The sequence below is a fragment of the Rubripirellula lacrimiformis genome (assembly GCF_007741535.1).
In the GTDB taxonomy this organism is placed as follows: Bacteria; Planctomycetota; Planctomycetia; order Pirellulales; family Pirellulaceae; genus Rubripirellula; species Rubripirellula lacrimiformis.
In genome coordinates this window covers 5,692,307-5,708,080 of sequence record NZ_CP036525.1, presented here as the reverse complement: position 1 = coordinate 5,708,080, position 15,774 = coordinate 5,692,307, and the positions used below count along the sequence as shown (strand labels likewise).

Here is a 15,774-nt window from a genome sequence, read left to right as displayed (position 1 = left end):
CGCCTAGCCTCGCCTTTTTCGTAGCCTACGACAGAGGATACCATTCTAAGTATGCGAAGGATCGCAGTGATGGAAACAAAGCAATCGCCCCGAATTTTGATCTCACGAATGAGTGCGATCGGAGATTCAATCCTGACCTTGCCGGTCGCTTGCGCGATCCGTGAACACTATCCCGATGCGTACATCGGTTGGGTGATCGAAAAGAAGGCTGCGCCGATGGTTCGCGGCCATCAGACCCTGGACGCTGTGATCGAGCTGGAGCGCGGGTGGTTCACGTCGACCAAAAAGATTCGCGAAACAAAAGCTTTATTGCGTCCTCACCAATTTGACACTTCGATCGATTGCCAAGGTCTGACCAAGTCGGCTCTGGCGGGCCGGTTGTCGGGAGCCCGTCAGCGGATCGGTTTTGCTGGAAAGCATGGCGGTGAAATCAGTCGATTGCTGAACAATGTTCGCGTCCCACCGGTGTTTTCGCACATCACCGATCGGTCGTTGGAACTGTTGATACCGTTGGACATTCATTCGCCCAAGGTGCAATGGAAGTTGCCGCTATCGCCAGCATCGCGGACTTGGGCCGCCCGTTGGCGTCGCACGATACAGTCCAACCGTCTGACGGTGCTGAACCCCGGTGCGACCTGGGCATCGAAGGCTTGGGAAGCGGATCGGTTTGCCGCGACCGCCAAATTCGCTCGCGACCAATATGGCTACCGCAGCATCGTCGTCTGGGGGACCTTCGAAGAACGTTTGATGGCTGAGTCGATTGTCGAACAGTCCGGCGGTGCCGCGACGTTGGCACCGGATACCGATCTGCACCACTTGGGCGCCCTGATCGAGACGGCCGACATCTTCATCAGCGGCGATACCGGGCCACTGCACATTGCGGTTGCGGTCGGCACCGACACGATCGGCTTGTACGGCGCGACGCGTCCGGGGGATTCGGGCCCCTATGGCCAGTTCGCGCTTCAGAAGGCCTACGAAAGCGGTTCCCGAACTCACCGCCGAAAAGCGGACAACACGGCGATGCGAGCGATCGAGGTGGCGGACGTTTGCGACGCGATCCACCAGATCGAAGCCAAGCGATCGATGACCAAAGTGGCTTAACGATTGTCGATCTTGCACAAAAACTAAGTCCTACGTAGAATCCGCCCTCCGATAGACCACCAGGAGGGTGATTCTGTGAATCGATCAAAGGCCACGAAGCATTCGGTTGTTTCCAAACGGTTGCTGCCACTGACCAACCGACCACGTCGTCGGGGACTGACGGTGCTTGAATTGCTGGTCACGATGACCATCATCGCCGTCGTGGCAGCACTGCTGTTACCCGCCGTCAATTCGGCTCGAGAGTCCGCGCGACGGATTCAATGCGTCGACCATCTGCGTGAAGTCGGATTGGCTTTGCATACCCATCACGATTCGAAACGGCATCTTCCCGTGGGATGGGCGTTCGATCCGACGGATGATTATGCCTACGGATGGGCCGTTTCCTTGTTGCCGTACTTGGGCCAAGACTCGCTTGCCCAACACGTCGATCGCAGCGCTCCGCCTGACAACTTGACCAATCTGCAGGCCCGCACCACATCCATCGCGGGCATGCTTTGCCCGTCGGACATCGCGGCGCCGTCGTTTGTCATGTTCGCCGAATCGGAAGACGATGACAAAGAGCACGGAGATCATGCGATGACGCTTGGCGCTGGCTCCGGTGGAGACACAGCCGCCGGCCATGCCGATCGGGTCGAGCTTCCATTGATCGAATTGCCGACGGCAAACTACGTCGGTGTGTTTGGCACCTTGGAACCCGACGATTCCATTCCCGCCCCAATCGGTGACGGTGCGTTTTTGGAGAATCGGATCGTGCGTTTCCGAGATTTCCAACGCGGCCTCTCTCACACATTGATGGTCGGTGAACGGACCATGGCACAGGTTCCATCGACTTGGTTCGGCGTCAAATTGGCGGGCGAAGATGCGGCGGCCCGGATGGTCGGGTCAACGCTGGAAGGAATCAACAATCGTTTGGCGGACGAGTGCGATTTTTCGAGCCGTCACCCGGGCGGCGCCAACTTTCTGTGGGGCGATGGGCACGTCAGCTTTGTCAGCCAACAGGTGGATCTTCGTGAATACCATCGTTGGGCAAAGCTTCGTGATCACTAGCACCCGATCAACCCCCTCTGCACCTGCCTTCCTTCTTTGCACTCCCGACCCCCGGCGAAACTGATGACACGCAAAACGAACAATCGCGTCGAGCTGACGAAGTGCGAAGCCGAAGTGATGGAGGTCGTCTGGGACCGGCAATGTGTGACCGTCAATGACGTGGTCGATTCGATTGACCGCAACTTGGCCTACACCACGGTTCTGACCACGATGCGGATCTTGGAAGACAAGGGAATCGTTGCACGCGGAGAAAAGATTGGCCGGGCGTTGACCTACACCGCCAAGGTTTCACGCGACCAGGTCCGAGCGGGAATGTTGCGAGCGTTGACGGACCAGTTGTTCGGTGGTTCGGCTCGGTCGTTGGTCCTTAGCCTGATCCAATCCGAGGCTGTTTCGATCGATGACATCGAAGCGGTCAAGCACGCTGCGGCACAACTAGACGACGGACAACGAGGGCTTTGATCATGGACGCATTGCTTGGCTTCGAAACGGTGACCGCGATCTTGCTGCAAGTGGCATTGGTCGTTTCGGCGACTGTCGCATTGCAAAGCTGGGTCGGTGACGCACGCAGTGGCTGCCGTCTTTGGACGACCTGTTTTATCCTTCTGTTGGCGCTGGTTACCGCCTCGTTGACGTTGCCACACCGGCGCCTGCTGGGGTTTCCCGAATTTGTGTCTCCGGCTTGGACACGGACTTGGATCGGTTGGCAGCAACCAGTGTTCTTTGCCTGTGCCGTTCTCTGGGGAACCGGAGTGGTGGTGATGTTGATTCAACGCGTCGTTCGTTGGGGCACGCTGTCTCGGTTCTTGCGCGATCAATGCACACCATTGACTGCGTCACAGCAAACTTTGTTGTCCACGACGCTGGTCCCCAGCGATGTCAGTGTGCTGGTGTCGGATCATGTCGAAGGGCCGTTTTGTTGGCAATTGCATCGTCCGGTGATCGTGTTGCCAAGCTACATTTTGGACGACGATGCCACCATGTTGGAACACGTGCTGGTCCACGAACTGGCTCACCTTCAAACGAAGCACCCGATGCAGCATTTCTTGCAAGGCACTTGTTCGGTGCTGTTTTGGTTTCATCCCGCCGTGTGGTGGGCAGCTGGCAAGGCGGAACTGACTCGAGAATATCTGTGCGACGAGATGGCGGCCGGCAAAGACGGTCGATACGCGGCCTATCTAAGAACGCTGGTCAAAATCGCTGAACGTTGCTCGGCCCGTTGTTGCAGTGCCACCCCGATTGGAACGCTGGCGTTCGGGAATCAACCCAGCGCTCTGATCTTGCGCAGCAATCGGATCGTTTCGCTGGCGGCAGGATTCCGCCGCCCACGCTATCGAGCTTGGGTCGGATGCGCCGCACTGTGGATGATTGCTCTGCTGGCGAGTCAGGTTTGCTTGCCCGTCAATGCGATGGCTTCGAACCGGAGCGGTTGGTCGCCGTGGCCGACGTGGACCGCTAGCGTGTTGCATGACTGCGGAATTCACGTCCGTGATTTCGAGTCCTTCGATCAGCGGTCACAGTGGGACGAAGTGTTCAAGACGTCGCACCATCACTAGCACGCCGGTGCATCCCACTGTTCGCGTAGTTCGTCGTGTTCTGGCGACGCACCGTTTGTAGTACCGCCTTTAGGCGGCGGGTGCTGTTCGGATCCACCGCATGTCGGGTCAGGCCGGCTGAAGCCGGTACTACCAACGGAGCGGATGGTTGCTTGGGCAGCACTCGCGATCGCCGCCGTTCGGTCCTTCTTTTTAGAACTACTAAAAGGATAGGAGTTGGCATTGCATTGGTCGTGAACGGCTCGCTATCGTCCTTAACTACTAAGGTCTACGTAACTCGGGAGTGCAAGGATGCCCCTGCCAATGTCGCCATTGCCCAACGCTTCGATTTCACTGATCTTGCCCGCTTGGAATGAATCCGAGGTGATCGCTCGCGCGGTTGCCGAAGCAGACGATGCTCTACGTCGCATTGCATCGGATTACGAGATCATCGTGGTGGACGATGGAAGCACCGACGATACCGCTGCCATTGTGTCTCGCATCGCCGACAGTCACGCCAACGTTCGATTGGTGCAGCACTGTCCTAACCAAGGTTACGGTGCCGCCATTCGCAGCGGTTTCGGCGCGGCCCAGAAAGACTTGGTCGTGTTTACCGATGCGGACTGTCAGTTCGATCTAACGGAACTGGATCGGTTCGTGTTGTTGTCGCAGCGATACGACATCGTTTGCGGTTACCGCATGGATCGAAAAGATACAGCGCTGCGATGTTTGTATTCGAATGTCTACAACCTGATGGTGCGCTGTCTGCTGGGAACTGGCGTTCGCGATGTCGACTGTGCACTGAAGATGTTCCATCGTGATGTGGCCGATCAGTTGCAGTTGTCGGGAAACGGGTTCTTGGTCAATTCCGAGATGCTCACGTCGGCACGTCAGTGCAAATTTAGCATTGTCGAGGTTGGTGTTTCGCATCGGCCTAGGACCGCAGGGACCAGCACCGTATCGATCGCCCATATTCCCAAAGTATTGGCCAGTTTGGCTAGATACTGGTGGAATGTGGCCCAGTTTCCATCGCCCGCTCGATCACCGGATCGTCCTTGCAGTCCGGATTCCGATCGGAGTGTTCCGGCTTGGATCTCGGATCGCAACGTCACGCGGACGACCTATGGGTTGCTGTTGATCGCCGCGTTCTTTCTGTTGACGAACCTGAGCTATCCGCTGATCGATCGTGACGAAACTCGCTACGCCGAGATTCCGCGTGAGATGTTGGCAACCGGCAATTGGGTGTTGCCACAACTGAATTTCCAAACCTACTACGACAAGCCACCGCTGGTGTATTGGCTATGTGCCATTTGCTACCGCTTGTTCGGAATCAGTGAGGCATCCGCACGATTGGTACCGGCGCTTTCGGCGCTGGCGACGATTGGGGCTACGGTGTTCTTTGGCAATCGTCTTTTTCAGCGTCGTGTCGGGTTACTGGCCGGCGGTGTGCTGATGCTGTCGGTCGGTTTTGCCTTCACCAGTCGATATCTGTTGCTCGATGGTGTGTTGGCATTCTTTGTGTCGATGTCCTTGTTCACGGCATTCGAAGCGATACGCGCATCGCGTGTTCGATGGACATGGTGGATCGCATCGGCGTGTTTCGTCGGGTTGGCATTTTTAACCAAGGGGCCGTTGGCCATCGTGTTGTGGTTGCCACCTGTGTTCGCATTTGCGTGGTTGTCCGATTCGCACGCTCGGCCCGACTGGAAACACTACGCCGTCGCGGGAGCAGTGGTGGCTGGCATGGTGACGCCTTGGCTGGTAGCGGTCACGTTGGAAGACCCAACCTTTCTGGTCGAGTTTTTCTACACCCACAATGTCCAGCGGTTTGCCGGGCAATTTCATGATCGGCCGATTTGGTTCTTTATTCCGATCCTTTTGTTGGCAGGTCATCCCTGGTCGTTTCTGACGATCCCCTATGTCAACTTTCTGTTTGGCCGCAGCGAATCGGTGCGACGTCGGCGATCACCCGCGGTCGGATTTTTGTTCCTTTGGGCGGGTTGGGCGTTTGTGTTTTTCTCTTTGGCCAAGTGCAAGCTGCCAACCTACCTTTTGCCTGCTGCCCCGGCGCTAGCATTGATGTTGGCGCATTACTTGGATGTCATTTTGGGAACGGCCACGGATTCTCGCCAACACTGGTTTGCTCGGTTTTGGTCCGCTCGATCAGCAACTGCAGCAACCTGCATGGCAGGGGTTGGGTTGGTCGGATTTGTGATCATGTCGACTGGTAATCCACCGTTGGCTGTCTATGGATGGGCGATCCTGTGGACGGTATTGTTGGTGGCATCGTTGGTCATGATCGCAGATTCGCATCAGTCCAAGATCGCTTGGGGATCGTCGGCCACCGTCGCTTTCCTGTTTGCTGTGATGCTGATGCATCAGATGTTGCCAACCTACAGTCACAGCCAAACTCTGTTACGCGGATCGTCACCGTTCATCGCGACCATGGCTGCCGCGCCCAAGCAAGCGATTGCAACGGTGGGGCACGAGTTCTCCGAAATCCCGTTCTATTTGAATCGGTCTGACGTCGCAAACTACTTGGACGTTCAGGACGGCGGATTGACTGACTTCTTCTTGGAACATCCGCAGTCCTGGATCTTGGTTGCGGACGACGTGCCGATCAAATCGCTACAGCATCAGTTGCCACCCGGAACAGTGATGAAATCGATTGTCGGCCATGGCTGCGCTGTCTTGATCGAAACCGGTTCGGTGGATGTTGCCCTACGGGTCGCGTCCCGTCCGGATGCCCAATCGCATGTTTCGCGACTGCCCTCGAAACCCAGTTCACCTTCGCTAGATACTTTGCCTTCGGGGGCACGGTGATGTGTCGACGCATTGCGTCCAGGTGGTTGGAATGGGTGTTGTCCAAGGCTTGCTTGGCGTTGGGCGGTTCGTCGCCGAGTTCGCTGGATCAGCATCGTCAACAGCAAGCTGATATCCGGTTGATTCGACAAATGATTCAGCGTTTGGAATCCAGTGGTAGCAGCGACGGGGGCATCCTAGGTCTGCGACACGATTCCTGTTTTCGGCCGACTTCAAATGGTTCAGGAGATTCCTGATGGGAAAGTTACAGCGAAAGGTCGTTCTGGATGTGCTGGGAATGTTTGTGGTTTCGTTGTTCGCATTGACCACTTTGGTACTCGTGATCGGTGTGGCCAGAGAATCGTTGGACCAAGGGTTGAACTTGGCCAGTGTTCTGCGGTTGCTTCCGTTTGCGGCGCCCAACGCGTTGGCACTTTCGATTCCCGGAACGACACTGTTCAGTACGTGTTGCATCTACGGGCGGATGTCGGCCGACAATGAACTGACGGCAATGCAATCGGTTGGCATTTCGACGTTTGCCGTGATGTGGCCCACGATCATCCTGACCGTTGGTCTGAGCATCGCGACGGTCATTTTGATCAACACCGCGTTCACGTGGGGGTTCCATGGCGTTCAGAACGTCGTTGTGTCGTCGGTTGAAAACATTGCCTACGGAGTCCTGCGGCGTGAACGGAATTTCCAGCACGGGAACTTCTCGTTGACGGTTCGCGATGTTGTTGATGATCGGCTGATCGAACCGCTGATCAGCGTTCGCCGAGACGGCCAGGATCCGATTGTCATCAGCGCACGCGAGGCGACGATGAGCTACATCGACAAGGAACAGGTGTTGTCGTTTGCCATCTACAACGGAACGGCGACGGTCGGCGGAAATGTCGCATTTCACTTCCCCGGTCAGTATATCCAGCGTATCCCGCTGGGGGCTCAGCAGAACGATTCGATTCTGACGGCAAATCCATCGCACATGCGGATGCGAGATCTGCCTTCGGCAACGGTCGGTCAATTTGGTGACATCCATCGTCGATCGGGTGAGATTGCTGTCCACACCGGGTTCAGTCTGCTCAGTTCCCATAGCGACCAGATCGCCGGGGCAGACGCCATGAAGCGAAAAGCTCAGCTGCAACAAAGTCGTAAACGCTTGCATCGATTGGACGCTGAAATGCATCGCCGTTGGGCCAGCGGATTTACCTGTTTGGCGTTTGCGATCATCGGTGTGCCGCTTTCCATTCGACTGCGCACCTCCGACACGATGACAACCTTTGGTGTCTGCTTTCTGCCGACACTGCTGATCTATTACCCCGTCTTTGCATTGTCATTGGACATGGCCAAGTCGGGCGATATTCCTGCCTGTGGGGTTTGGATCGCGAATGGAGTGACCATCGCGATCGGTTTCGTGATGATGAAGCGCGCTGTTTACCGAGTGATCTAGATGATGAAAAATTTTAAAGATGGTTTGGTTTGCTGTTGGAACAACGGTTACCCAACCATCGAATCGGATGATCGGCAGTCCGCGGTGGATCGTTGGAGTCCGATCCAAGAGCGAGTCGCAGCGATCGTGATTGCCGTTGCATCCTTGGTGGTGCTGGCCCCCAGTTTGTCGTATCCGTTGATTGCCCCGGACGAAACACGATACGCGCAGATCGCGATGGAGATGATCGAATCGCGAGATTGGATCACGCCGACTCTGGATGGACAGCCGTACCTGGACAAACCGCCTTTGATGTATTGGTTGACGGCGATCAGTTTTCAAATTTGTGGCCAGAGCGAATGGGCAGCACGGTTGCCGTCGATGTTGTCGGCGCTGTCGACCGTGATGGTGGTGCTGTTGCTCGGACGCCAGATCGTCGGCAGTCAAGCAGCGTTTCTGGGATCCGCATCGCTGCTGCTTTGTGGCGGCTTTCTGTTGGCCGGTCGATTCTTGATCTTGGATTCGTTGCTGTCGTTTTGGACGACGTGCTGCCTGCTGGTTGGCTGCATCGCGGCGGGCCGGCGCAACCGTCGCTGTTGGTGGTGGTTGTTGGCAGGGCTAGCCTGTGGGATGGGGATACTGACCAAAGGACCCATCGCTTTGGTGCTGTGTGGTCCCCCGTTAGCAATCGGTGTGTGGATGCACAAAGAACGCATCCAACCCAGGATCTGGGACTGGGGCCCAATGGCGATCCTGATGACGTTGCTGTGTGTGCCCTGGTATCTGGCGGTCTGGAAATTCAATCCTGACTTCGGCGACTACTTTTTCTTAGAACACAACGTGAAGCGGTTCACCGAAGGATCCAACCACCGGCAACCATTCTGGTTCTACATTCCAATTCTGATGGCAGCCATGTTTCCCACTTCGTTGCTGTTGCCATCATTGGGGGTGTTCTTGTTCAGCCCAGAAGAGCGGTGTCGACGTGGGAAACCCACTCAGTTGAGGTTTTTATGCGTTACCGCGGCCTGGATCCTGGCTTTTTTTTCAGCCGCGAGCTGCAAATTGCCGACTTACATTATACCGGTTATTCCGATTATCAGTTTGATCCTTGGCGTGATTCTTAGCACGACCGTGTTCGCATCGGAATCGACCAGTCGGATCACTCGTTATTTACGTCCTTTTCCCCTGCGAGCCAACCTGATTCTGTTGATCGCCGGGGCTACGGTCTTGGGAACACAAATCTGGCTCGAACAATCGGCAAGCTGGAGCGTCATTACTACGATGTTGCTTGGTGCTGTCATTCTTGCCGTCACGGTTCGCTGCTGGAATCAACCCGCTGCCAATGGGCGGTTGGGGTGGGTGACGACTGCTCTTTTGGCGATCGCTGTGCTTTCGACGGCGGGAACAGGATTGTTGCCGGCGATCGCAAGCGAACGATCGGTCTATAGCAAGACTGCGGCACTGGCCCACGACCACCCCGATCGATGGATCGTTTTCTTTGGTGAGAAACGGCATGCCGTGAAACTGCAGATCCGTGCCGATCGAGTGGTCTATTTTTCCGAGCAGCAAAAAGAAGAGTTTGCGACTTTTCTGGTCAATCATGCCGACACCATCGTGGTGGCCAACGAACGCAGTTTGCCTTCGACACGGGAAGCAATCGCGGCGACCCACGTTATCCAGGCAACCGGAGCGCACAAACGCTTGTATCTTGCGTCCCCGCGTGCATCGACCTCGGTGGCAGCCGTCATCGCGAACACCGAACATCCAATCGGTAGTGAGCTTCGTTGATGATGCACCTTCGGTATCCATGGGCCGTGAATGTCGTCGTTGGCGTCGTCGCAGTGATCGCGATGATGTCGGTGGCACGCGCCGATCAGTCGCTGGGGGATGACACGCGCCAAGATGCTTACGGCGTTGCGGTGGTTCCCTACGATCAGACTGAATCGTTGACGGTGTTTGATACCGCGCATCGGTTGATCGATCAGATGTCGGGTAGCCAAACGATATCGCAAGCAACCACCACGGATGACGTGATTACGGTTCTTACCGATTCCGATCGGATGGCGGGGGCGATCGATTCAGACACCATCGCGGCGATGACGATCGGGCACCACCACGCGACGACATCAGGCCATTCCAATGCGCGACAATGGCAAGCACTGCCCGATGGGTTGATGTGGCGATCCTATCTTGCCGCGCCCCATGAACCGCGCATGTCGATGCTGCTGTTCCGTGACTCGGACGCAGGCTATTTCTGGGATGCGACGCTAGGCGGTCGGGTTGGGCTAATCCGCTATGGAACCACTGATGCACGACGCCCCAATGGTTGGCAATGGGACATCGAAGGCGCGGTCATGACCCGACTGAATTTGTTGGAGTCCGAGGACGTCGAATCGATGGACTACCGTTTCGGCACCGAAATTACCGCTGCCGAAGGTCCCTGGGCGATGAAGTTTGGGTACTTCCACATCAGTTCGCATGTGGGAGACGAGTTCATGGGCCGGAACCCTACCTACCAACGAATCAATTATGTGACGGAGTCGATGATTCTTGGCGGCAGCTACCAACCGGCAGATTGGCGACTGTACGGCGAAGTCGTGAACTCCTTTCATGATTCCGGTGGTGCGAAACGATGGCAATTGCAGACCGGTGCGGAGTACACGCCAAAGTCGAAGTCCGATTTTCGCGGTGCCCCATTCGCCGCGATCAATGTGAATCTGCGAGAAGCGGTTGATTTCAGTCCAACCACCACGATCCAAGTCGGTTGGTCCTTTCAGGGGTCGCGATCGGGACGGCGGATGAGATACGGATTGGAATACGGTGCCGGCCCCAGCAATCAGTATCAGTTCTTCAGCCGCGATGATGAGTATCTGGGCTTAGGCATCTGGTTTGACTATTAAGCTGGCGAGCGATCAATCAGTGTCGTTTCTTTCTTCACCCTCTCTCTCTAATTCTCTCCCCCCGCAAACCGCTACGCGGCAGGGGCAAGATGACTTGAATCGCGACACTGATTGATCGCTCGTTGCTAATGCGTCGTTTAGCGATTGTTGAACTAGCCTGACGCGGTGGATCGATGAGGAAGCGGGGTAGCACGAGTACGAGTACGGAAGCTAAAACTCGAACTCGAACTCGAACTTAAACTCGAACTCCATTCCCCCCGGCACTACGCCACTCTTTCAATCGATATCCCCCCGTCGCCGACGCGATCCGAACCATTCCGATTCAGATCGCGTCTTCGAAACCACCGCGGGATCAAGCCGCTGGTTCTGGCTTCTCTCGGACCTGGTCTGCAAACCAGGGGTAGATCGCGGGGATGACAATGCAGGTCAGCAGCGTGCTGGTGATCAAGCCACCGATCACGACGGTCGCCAGCGGACGCTGGATCTCGGCACCGTCGCTGTGCGAGATCGCCATCGGCAGGAACCCCAGACTGGCCACCAACGCCGTCATCAGCACAGGTCGCAGTCGATCGTCTGCCGCCTTCAATGCGGATTTCCTTGGCGTGGTCCCGTCCAATCGATGATGCTCTGCATCACTGACCCAAACCAGGCCATTAAGCACCGCGACGCCGAACAGGGCAATGAATCCGACACCCGCCGCGATACTGAACGGCATCTCGCGAATCATCAACGCAAACACACCGCCACTAGCCGCGATTGGGACGCATAGAAAAATCAGCATGGCCAATCGCACCGAATGGAACGATGTGTGAAGCAGCAGGAAGATCACCAGCAAAACGATCGGCGTGATGATCAACAGCCGGCGGCTAGCCGATTGCAGGTTTTCAAAATCACCACCCCACCGAAGTTCGTACCCGGGTGGCAGATGAACTTGCTTGGATACCGCCGCCTGAGCTTCGCGAACGAAGGTTGCCACGTCACGTCCACGCACATTGGCGGACACAAATGTGCGGCGTCGACCGTCTTCGTGTTCAACCGTAGGTGGCGTCTGTTCCAACTGAATTGTCGCCAACTCGTACAGCGGCACGGGTTTGCCACCCGCCATGGCGACGGGCAACTGTTCCAGTTTCTCGATATCGTCTCGCCACGATTCTGGCAGACGTACACGGATTGGAAATCTCGCTCTTTCGTCCAACACCTCACCGACTTGGCGACCGCCCATCGCAGCGACGACGTCCATCACCTGAGCGGCGTCGATGCCATAGCGGGCCAACGCTTCGCGATCGGGAGCGATGGTCAGGGTTGCCAATTTGGACTGAATATCAGCCTTCACATCGGCGGATCCCGGCACCTGACGCAAGGTCCGTTCGATCTCTTTTGCCTTCGACGCCAATGTATCCAAGTCATCGCCATACACCAGAACGGCGACATCGGCCTTGACCCCGGCAACCAGTTCATCGACTCGCATTTCGATCGGTTGTGTGAACCCGAACGCGACGCCGGGCACTTTTTCGGTGAGCACGGTTTCGATCTCGGCGATCAATTCGTCTCGAGTTTTCGGATGCGGCCATTCGACCGGTGGGTTCAGCATCACCCAGACATCGCTTTGGTGAACCCCCATCACGTCGTTCGCGATCTCGGGACGACCGGTTTTGGTGAACACCGTTTTGATCTCTGGAAACACAAGCAGTTCCGATTCCACCGTTTCGGCCATTTGCTGTGCACCTTCCAACGATGCACTTGGCAATCGAACGGCTTCGACCAACAGGTCCCCTTCGTTCAACCGGGGCATGAATTCGGCACCCAAGTTCATGGCGACGGGAATGCTGATCGCAAAGATGCTTGCCGCGACGAGCGCGGTGACTTTGGGCGTATCGACCGCCCAGCGGACCAACGGAAGATAGAACCGTTTTAGGATTCGAATCGGCAGTACGTCGTGGTCTTTGGGGGACTTGGGGAGCGACAGCGATGCCAGGGCGGGCATCAGAGTCATCGATAGGATCAACGAACCGAACAATGCGAACAGTACCGTCAACGCCATCGGGCGAAACATTTTTCCCTCGGTCCCTTCCAGCAGCAACACCGGAACATACACCACCGCGATGATCAGTTCCCCGAACATCGTCGGTCCACGGACTTCGATGGCTGCATCACGGATGACTTGCAATCGATTCTGTCCGTCCTTGGTTTGTGAGAGCCGGCGAACACAGTTTTCGACCATGATCACTGACGAATCAACGATCAAGCCAAAGTCAATCGCACCCAGACTCATCAGGCTGGCGGAGATCCCGAAGATCAACATCATGTTCGACGCGAACAGCATCGATAACGGGATCGCCAACGCGACGATCAACCCGGCTCGCAGACTGCCAAGGGTGACCAGCAAGACGATCGCAACCAAGACGCCGCCTTCGAGCAGGTTTTTCAGCACCGTATGCAGCGTCCGATCGATCAGGCTTTCGCGATCGTAAAGAATGTCTAGCACGACATCATCGGGTAGGGTTGCCTGGATTTCCGCGATCCGAGTTTTGACGCGGCTGACGACATCACGCGAATTTTCGCCGATCCGCATCATCACCATGCCCGTGACCGCTTCGCCACGTCCGTCTCGGCTGACCGCACCCTGGCGTGACATCGGTGCGATCACGACATCCGCAACGTCGGCTAGCAGCAGCGGTGACCCGGCGTCGGTTCGGCGGATGACGATATTTCGCAGGTCGTCCACATTGGCCAGCAACGCCTGTCCGCGAATGAACCGTTGTTCGTCATGGTGGATGACGTAGCCACCGCCGGCGTTGGCATTGGCCGCCTCGATCCGCGTGTACAGATCCTGCAGGGTCAGCCCCTGCGACATCAATAGATCGGGATCGGGACGAACTTCGAATGTTTTGAAGAATCCCCCCATCACATTGATCTCGGTCACCCCGTCGACCTGACGCAGTTTGGGGGACACGTCCCAGTCCAGCATCGTTCGCAATTCCATCGGCGACCGCGAAGGGCTGCGGACTTCGAACTGCAGAATTTCACCAAGCGCGGTGGTCATCGGGCCCAGTTCGGGCGGGCCGTAGCCGTCGGGCAGGCTGGCGGTTGCCGATGGCAATCGTTGACCGACCTGTTGGTTGGCAAAATAGACATCGGTCCCTTCGTTGAACACAATCGTGATCACCGACAGACCAAATTTCGAGATGCTGCGAACCTCCTCTACATTCGGAAGCCCACCCATCGCCCATTCGACGGGGTAGGTGACTTGGCGTTCCACTTCGACCGGTGGCAGCGAACCCGCTTGCGTGATCACCGTGACTTGGGTGTTCGTCAAATCAGGCACCGCGTCGATCGGCAACTTCAACGCGCTGCTGATCCCCACGCCGGCAATCAACAGCACGGCGACGATGACGAGGAATCGATTGTTCAGCGAAAATTCAATCAGACGTTTAAGCATTGAATCACTCCTCCCCTTCGAGCAGGAGTTCGCTTTTCAACACAAATGCACCGGAGACAACGACCGTTTGACCGTCTTGAATTCCGGCGGACACTTCCACCATCGAATCGGCCGATTTGCCTTTGCGGATGATGACTGGCTTGAATCCCTGGTCGGCGGTCACAAAGACGGCGTCGTTTCCGTCCAGGTCGACGACGGCGGTTTCAGGGACCGCGATCACGGATTCCAACGTTCCGGTGGGCACTGCAACGCGAGCAAACAGCCCGGGGCGGTACTGGCCGGCGGTATTGTCGATTTGAACGACAAGGGGGATGGCGCCCGAGGCGGGATCGACTTCGCGGCCCACAAAGATGACCGTCGCATCCTGTGGCGGCAGGTCGACCGAAGGCGTGGATACGGTCACATGATCGCGCTGGGAAAGGTCAATCGAGTGCCAGTCGCGACCACGAATGTCGGCTTCGACCCACAATTGATTGGTGTCGGCGATGATGAACATCTCGTCGCCCGCCGCAACCCGTTCCGAAGCGGAATACACCTTGCGTTCGATCGTTCCCTTCAACGGTGATCGGAGGGTTAGACGAGACGGATCCGATGGGGTGGGCGACGCATCGGAATCGCTTTCCAATTCCGCAAAGCTGCCCAACAATGTGTGCAGGGTTTGCTGTGCGACCAGCAACTGGCGCTGGGCCGATTCGACTTCGGATTTCGCCGTTGCGACCGATTGATGAGTTTGGAAAATGGATTGGTCGATGGCGGTGGCCAAACCCGATTCGGCCTGCTGAAGTTCGCTGCTGCGTTCGCGAACGACTCGGCCACTGATTGCGCCCGATTCGCTGATGCGATCGACAGACCGCGACGTCTTTTCCGCCAACAACATCTGGCTGTATCGCGCCAGAATGTCGCCGCCGGGAACCCCTAGTTTTGATTTGGCAAGCTGATCCTTGATCGTTTCGACGGCTTCACGCTGTTGAATCAAGTCCGCTAACCGAACGATCCCGTCGCGGATATCGGATTCCCATTGCAGCCGTTCGCGGGCCAGTGCCAGTGTGGATCGTTCCGACAGAATCTGGTTCCTTGCTGCGCCGATCGTGGGGCTTCGCAACACCGCAATCGCCTGCCCAGGACTGACTTCATCGGCAGTCTGGACCTGCACGCTTTCAACGACAGCATCCGCCGGTGCACGAACGGCGATGTGACGCGTGTTGTCATACGCAAACCGGCCCGGCAGAGTGCGAGTCAAATGCATCGTCGTTCGCTGGACGATCGCGGTTTCGATCTTTGCCGCCTGACGTTGGGTTTCGTCCAGCACGATCAATCGATCAAAAATGCTTTCCGATACATCGGCAACCGGCATCGCCTCGACATCAAGTGCCGAACCTTCGGTTGCATGATCGGTGGGCGATGGAATCAGAAGTACGGCAGCGGTGCCTATCACGGCGAGCGCAACGGTGGCGCTCAAAATTTTGGTCAGGTTCATGATCTTCAGGATGGGAAGGAATCTTGTCACGCCACGGACCAGAATGT

At 56.7% G+C, this 15,774-nt stretch carries 11 protein-coding genes; 9 read left to right on the top strand and 2 right to left on the bottom strand.

What is annotated here, in order from left to right:
• Positions 1–69: 69 nt before the first annotated feature.
• The 9 genes from K227x_RS19960 to K227x_RS19925 all read left to right on the top strand — a co-directional run bounded on the left by K227x_RS19960 (position 70) and on the right by K227x_RS19925 (position 10,811).
• Complete coding sequence (locus K227x_RS19960; protein ID WP_246145986.1) at positions 70–1,101, top strand: glycosyltransferase family 9 protein; 1,032 nt, start codon at positions 70–72, stop codon at positions 1,099–1,101.
• A gap of 75 nt (positions 1,102–1,176) precedes the next feature.
• Positions 1,177–2,148, top strand: coding sequence for a DUF1559 domain-containing protein (locus K227x_RS19955; RefSeq protein ID WP_246145984.1), 972 nt, complete (start codon positions 1,177–1,179; stop codon positions 2,146–2,148).
• Positions 2,149–2,211: 63 nt separating this feature from the next.
• Positions 2,212–2,610 carry a BlaI/MecI/CopY family transcriptional regulator gene (locus K227x_RS19950; protein ID WP_145172274.1) on the top strand — a complete coding sequence of 133 codons (399 nt, stop codon included), beginning with the start codon at positions 2,212–2,214 and terminating at the stop codon, positions 2,608–2,610.
• A gap of 2 nt (positions 2,611–2,612) precedes the next feature.
• Positions 2,613–3,704 carry a M56 family metallopeptidase gene (locus tag K227x_RS19945; RefSeq protein ID WP_145172272.1) on the top strand — a complete coding sequence of 364 codons (1,092 nt, stop codon included), beginning with the start codon at positions 2,613–2,615 and terminating at the stop codon, positions 3,702–3,704.
• Between the two features lie 291 nt (positions 3,705–3,995).
• On the top strand, positions 3,996–6,506 hold the full coding sequence (locus K227x_RS19940) for a glycosyltransferase (RefSeq protein WP_145172270.1): 2,511 nt from the start codon (positions 3,996–3,998) through the stop codon (positions 6,504–6,506).
• Entirely contained in the window at positions 6,506–6,742 is a 237-nt protein-coding gene (locus tag K227x_RS30720) for a hypothetical protein (RefSeq protein WP_218933395.1), read from the top strand. The genes K227x_RS19940 and K227x_RS30720 overlap by 1 nt, the downstream gene beginning before the upstream one ends.
• On the top strand, positions 6,742–7,932 hold the full coding sequence (locus tag K227x_RS19935) for an LptF/LptG family permease (RefSeq protein ID WP_145172268.1): 1,191 nt from the start codon (positions 6,742–6,744) through the stop codon (positions 7,930–7,932). Before K227x_RS30720 ends, K227x_RS19935 begins: the two co-directional genes overlap by 1 nt.
• Positions 7,933–9,699, top strand: a complete 1,767-nt coding sequence (locus K227x_RS19930; protein WP_145172265.1) for a phospholipid carrier-dependent glycosyltransferase — start codon at positions 7,933–7,935, stop codon at positions 9,697–9,699. It begins immediately after the preceding gene.
• Positions 9,699–10,811, top strand: coding sequence for a DUF1207 domain-containing protein (locus tag K227x_RS19925; protein ID WP_145172263.1), 1,113 nt, complete (start codon positions 9,699–9,701; stop codon positions 10,809–10,811). Before K227x_RS19930 ends, K227x_RS19925 begins: the two co-directional genes overlap by 1 nt.
• 352 nt (positions 10,812–11,163) lie before the next feature.
• On the opposite strand, the gene K227x_RS19920 is transcribed toward K227x_RS19925, so the two are convergent.
• Both K227x_RS19920 and K227x_RS19915 read right to left on the bottom strand, forming a co-directional pair.
• Positions 11,164–14,250 (bottom strand): efflux RND transporter permease subunit, encoded by a 3,087-nt coding sequence (locus K227x_RS19920; RefSeq protein ID WP_145172261.1) that lies wholly within the window; start codon positions 14,248–14,250, stop codon positions 11,164–11,166.
• A gap of 4 nt (positions 14,251–14,254) precedes the next feature.
• Positions 14,255–15,727: an efflux RND transporter periplasmic adaptor subunit gene (locus tag K227x_RS19915; RefSeq protein WP_145172260.1), complete on the bottom strand. Its 1,473-nt coding sequence runs from the start codon at positions 15,725–15,727 to the stop codon at positions 14,255–14,257.
• Between the last annotated feature and the right edge of the window lie 47 nt (positions 15,728–15,774).

Coding starts and splice junctions, on each gene's coding strand:
- K227x_RS19915 (WP_145172260.1), bottom strand. CDS start 15,727: ATGAACCTGACCAAAATTTTGAGCGCCACCGTTGCGCTCGCCGTGATA.
- K227x_RS19950 (WP_145172274.1), top strand. CDS start 2,212: ATGACACGCAAAACGAACAATCGCGTCGAGCTGACGAAGTGCGAAGCC.
- K227x_RS19930 (WP_145172265.1), top strand. CDS start 7,933: ATGATGAAAAATTTTAAAGATGGTTTGGTTTGCTGTTGGAACAACGGT.
- K227x_RS19935 (WP_145172268.1), top strand. CDS start 6,742: ATGGGAAAGTTACAGCGAAAGGTCGTTCTGGATGTGCTGGGAATGTTT.
- K227x_RS19945 (WP_145172272.1), top strand. CDS start 2,613: ATGGACGCATTGCTTGGCTTCGAAACGGTGACCGCGATCTTGCTGCAA.
- K227x_RS19925 (WP_145172263.1), top strand. CDS start 9,699: ATGATGCACCTTCGGTATCCATGGGCCGTGAATGTCGTCGTTGGCGTC.
- K227x_RS19960 (WP_246145986.1), top strand. CDS start 70: ATGGAAACAAAGCAATCGCCCCGAATTTTGATCTCACGAATGAGTGCG.
- K227x_RS19940 (WP_145172270.1), top strand. CDS start 3,996: ATGCCCCTGCCAATGTCGCCATTGCCCAACGCTTCGATTTCACTGATC.
- K227x_RS19920 (WP_145172261.1), bottom strand. CDS start 14,250: ATGCTTAAACGTCTGATTGAATTTTCGCTGAACAATCGATTCCTCGTC.
- K227x_RS30720 (WP_218933395.1), top strand. CDS start 6,506: ATGTGTCGACGCATTGCGTCCAGGTGGTTGGAATGGGTGTTGTCCAAG.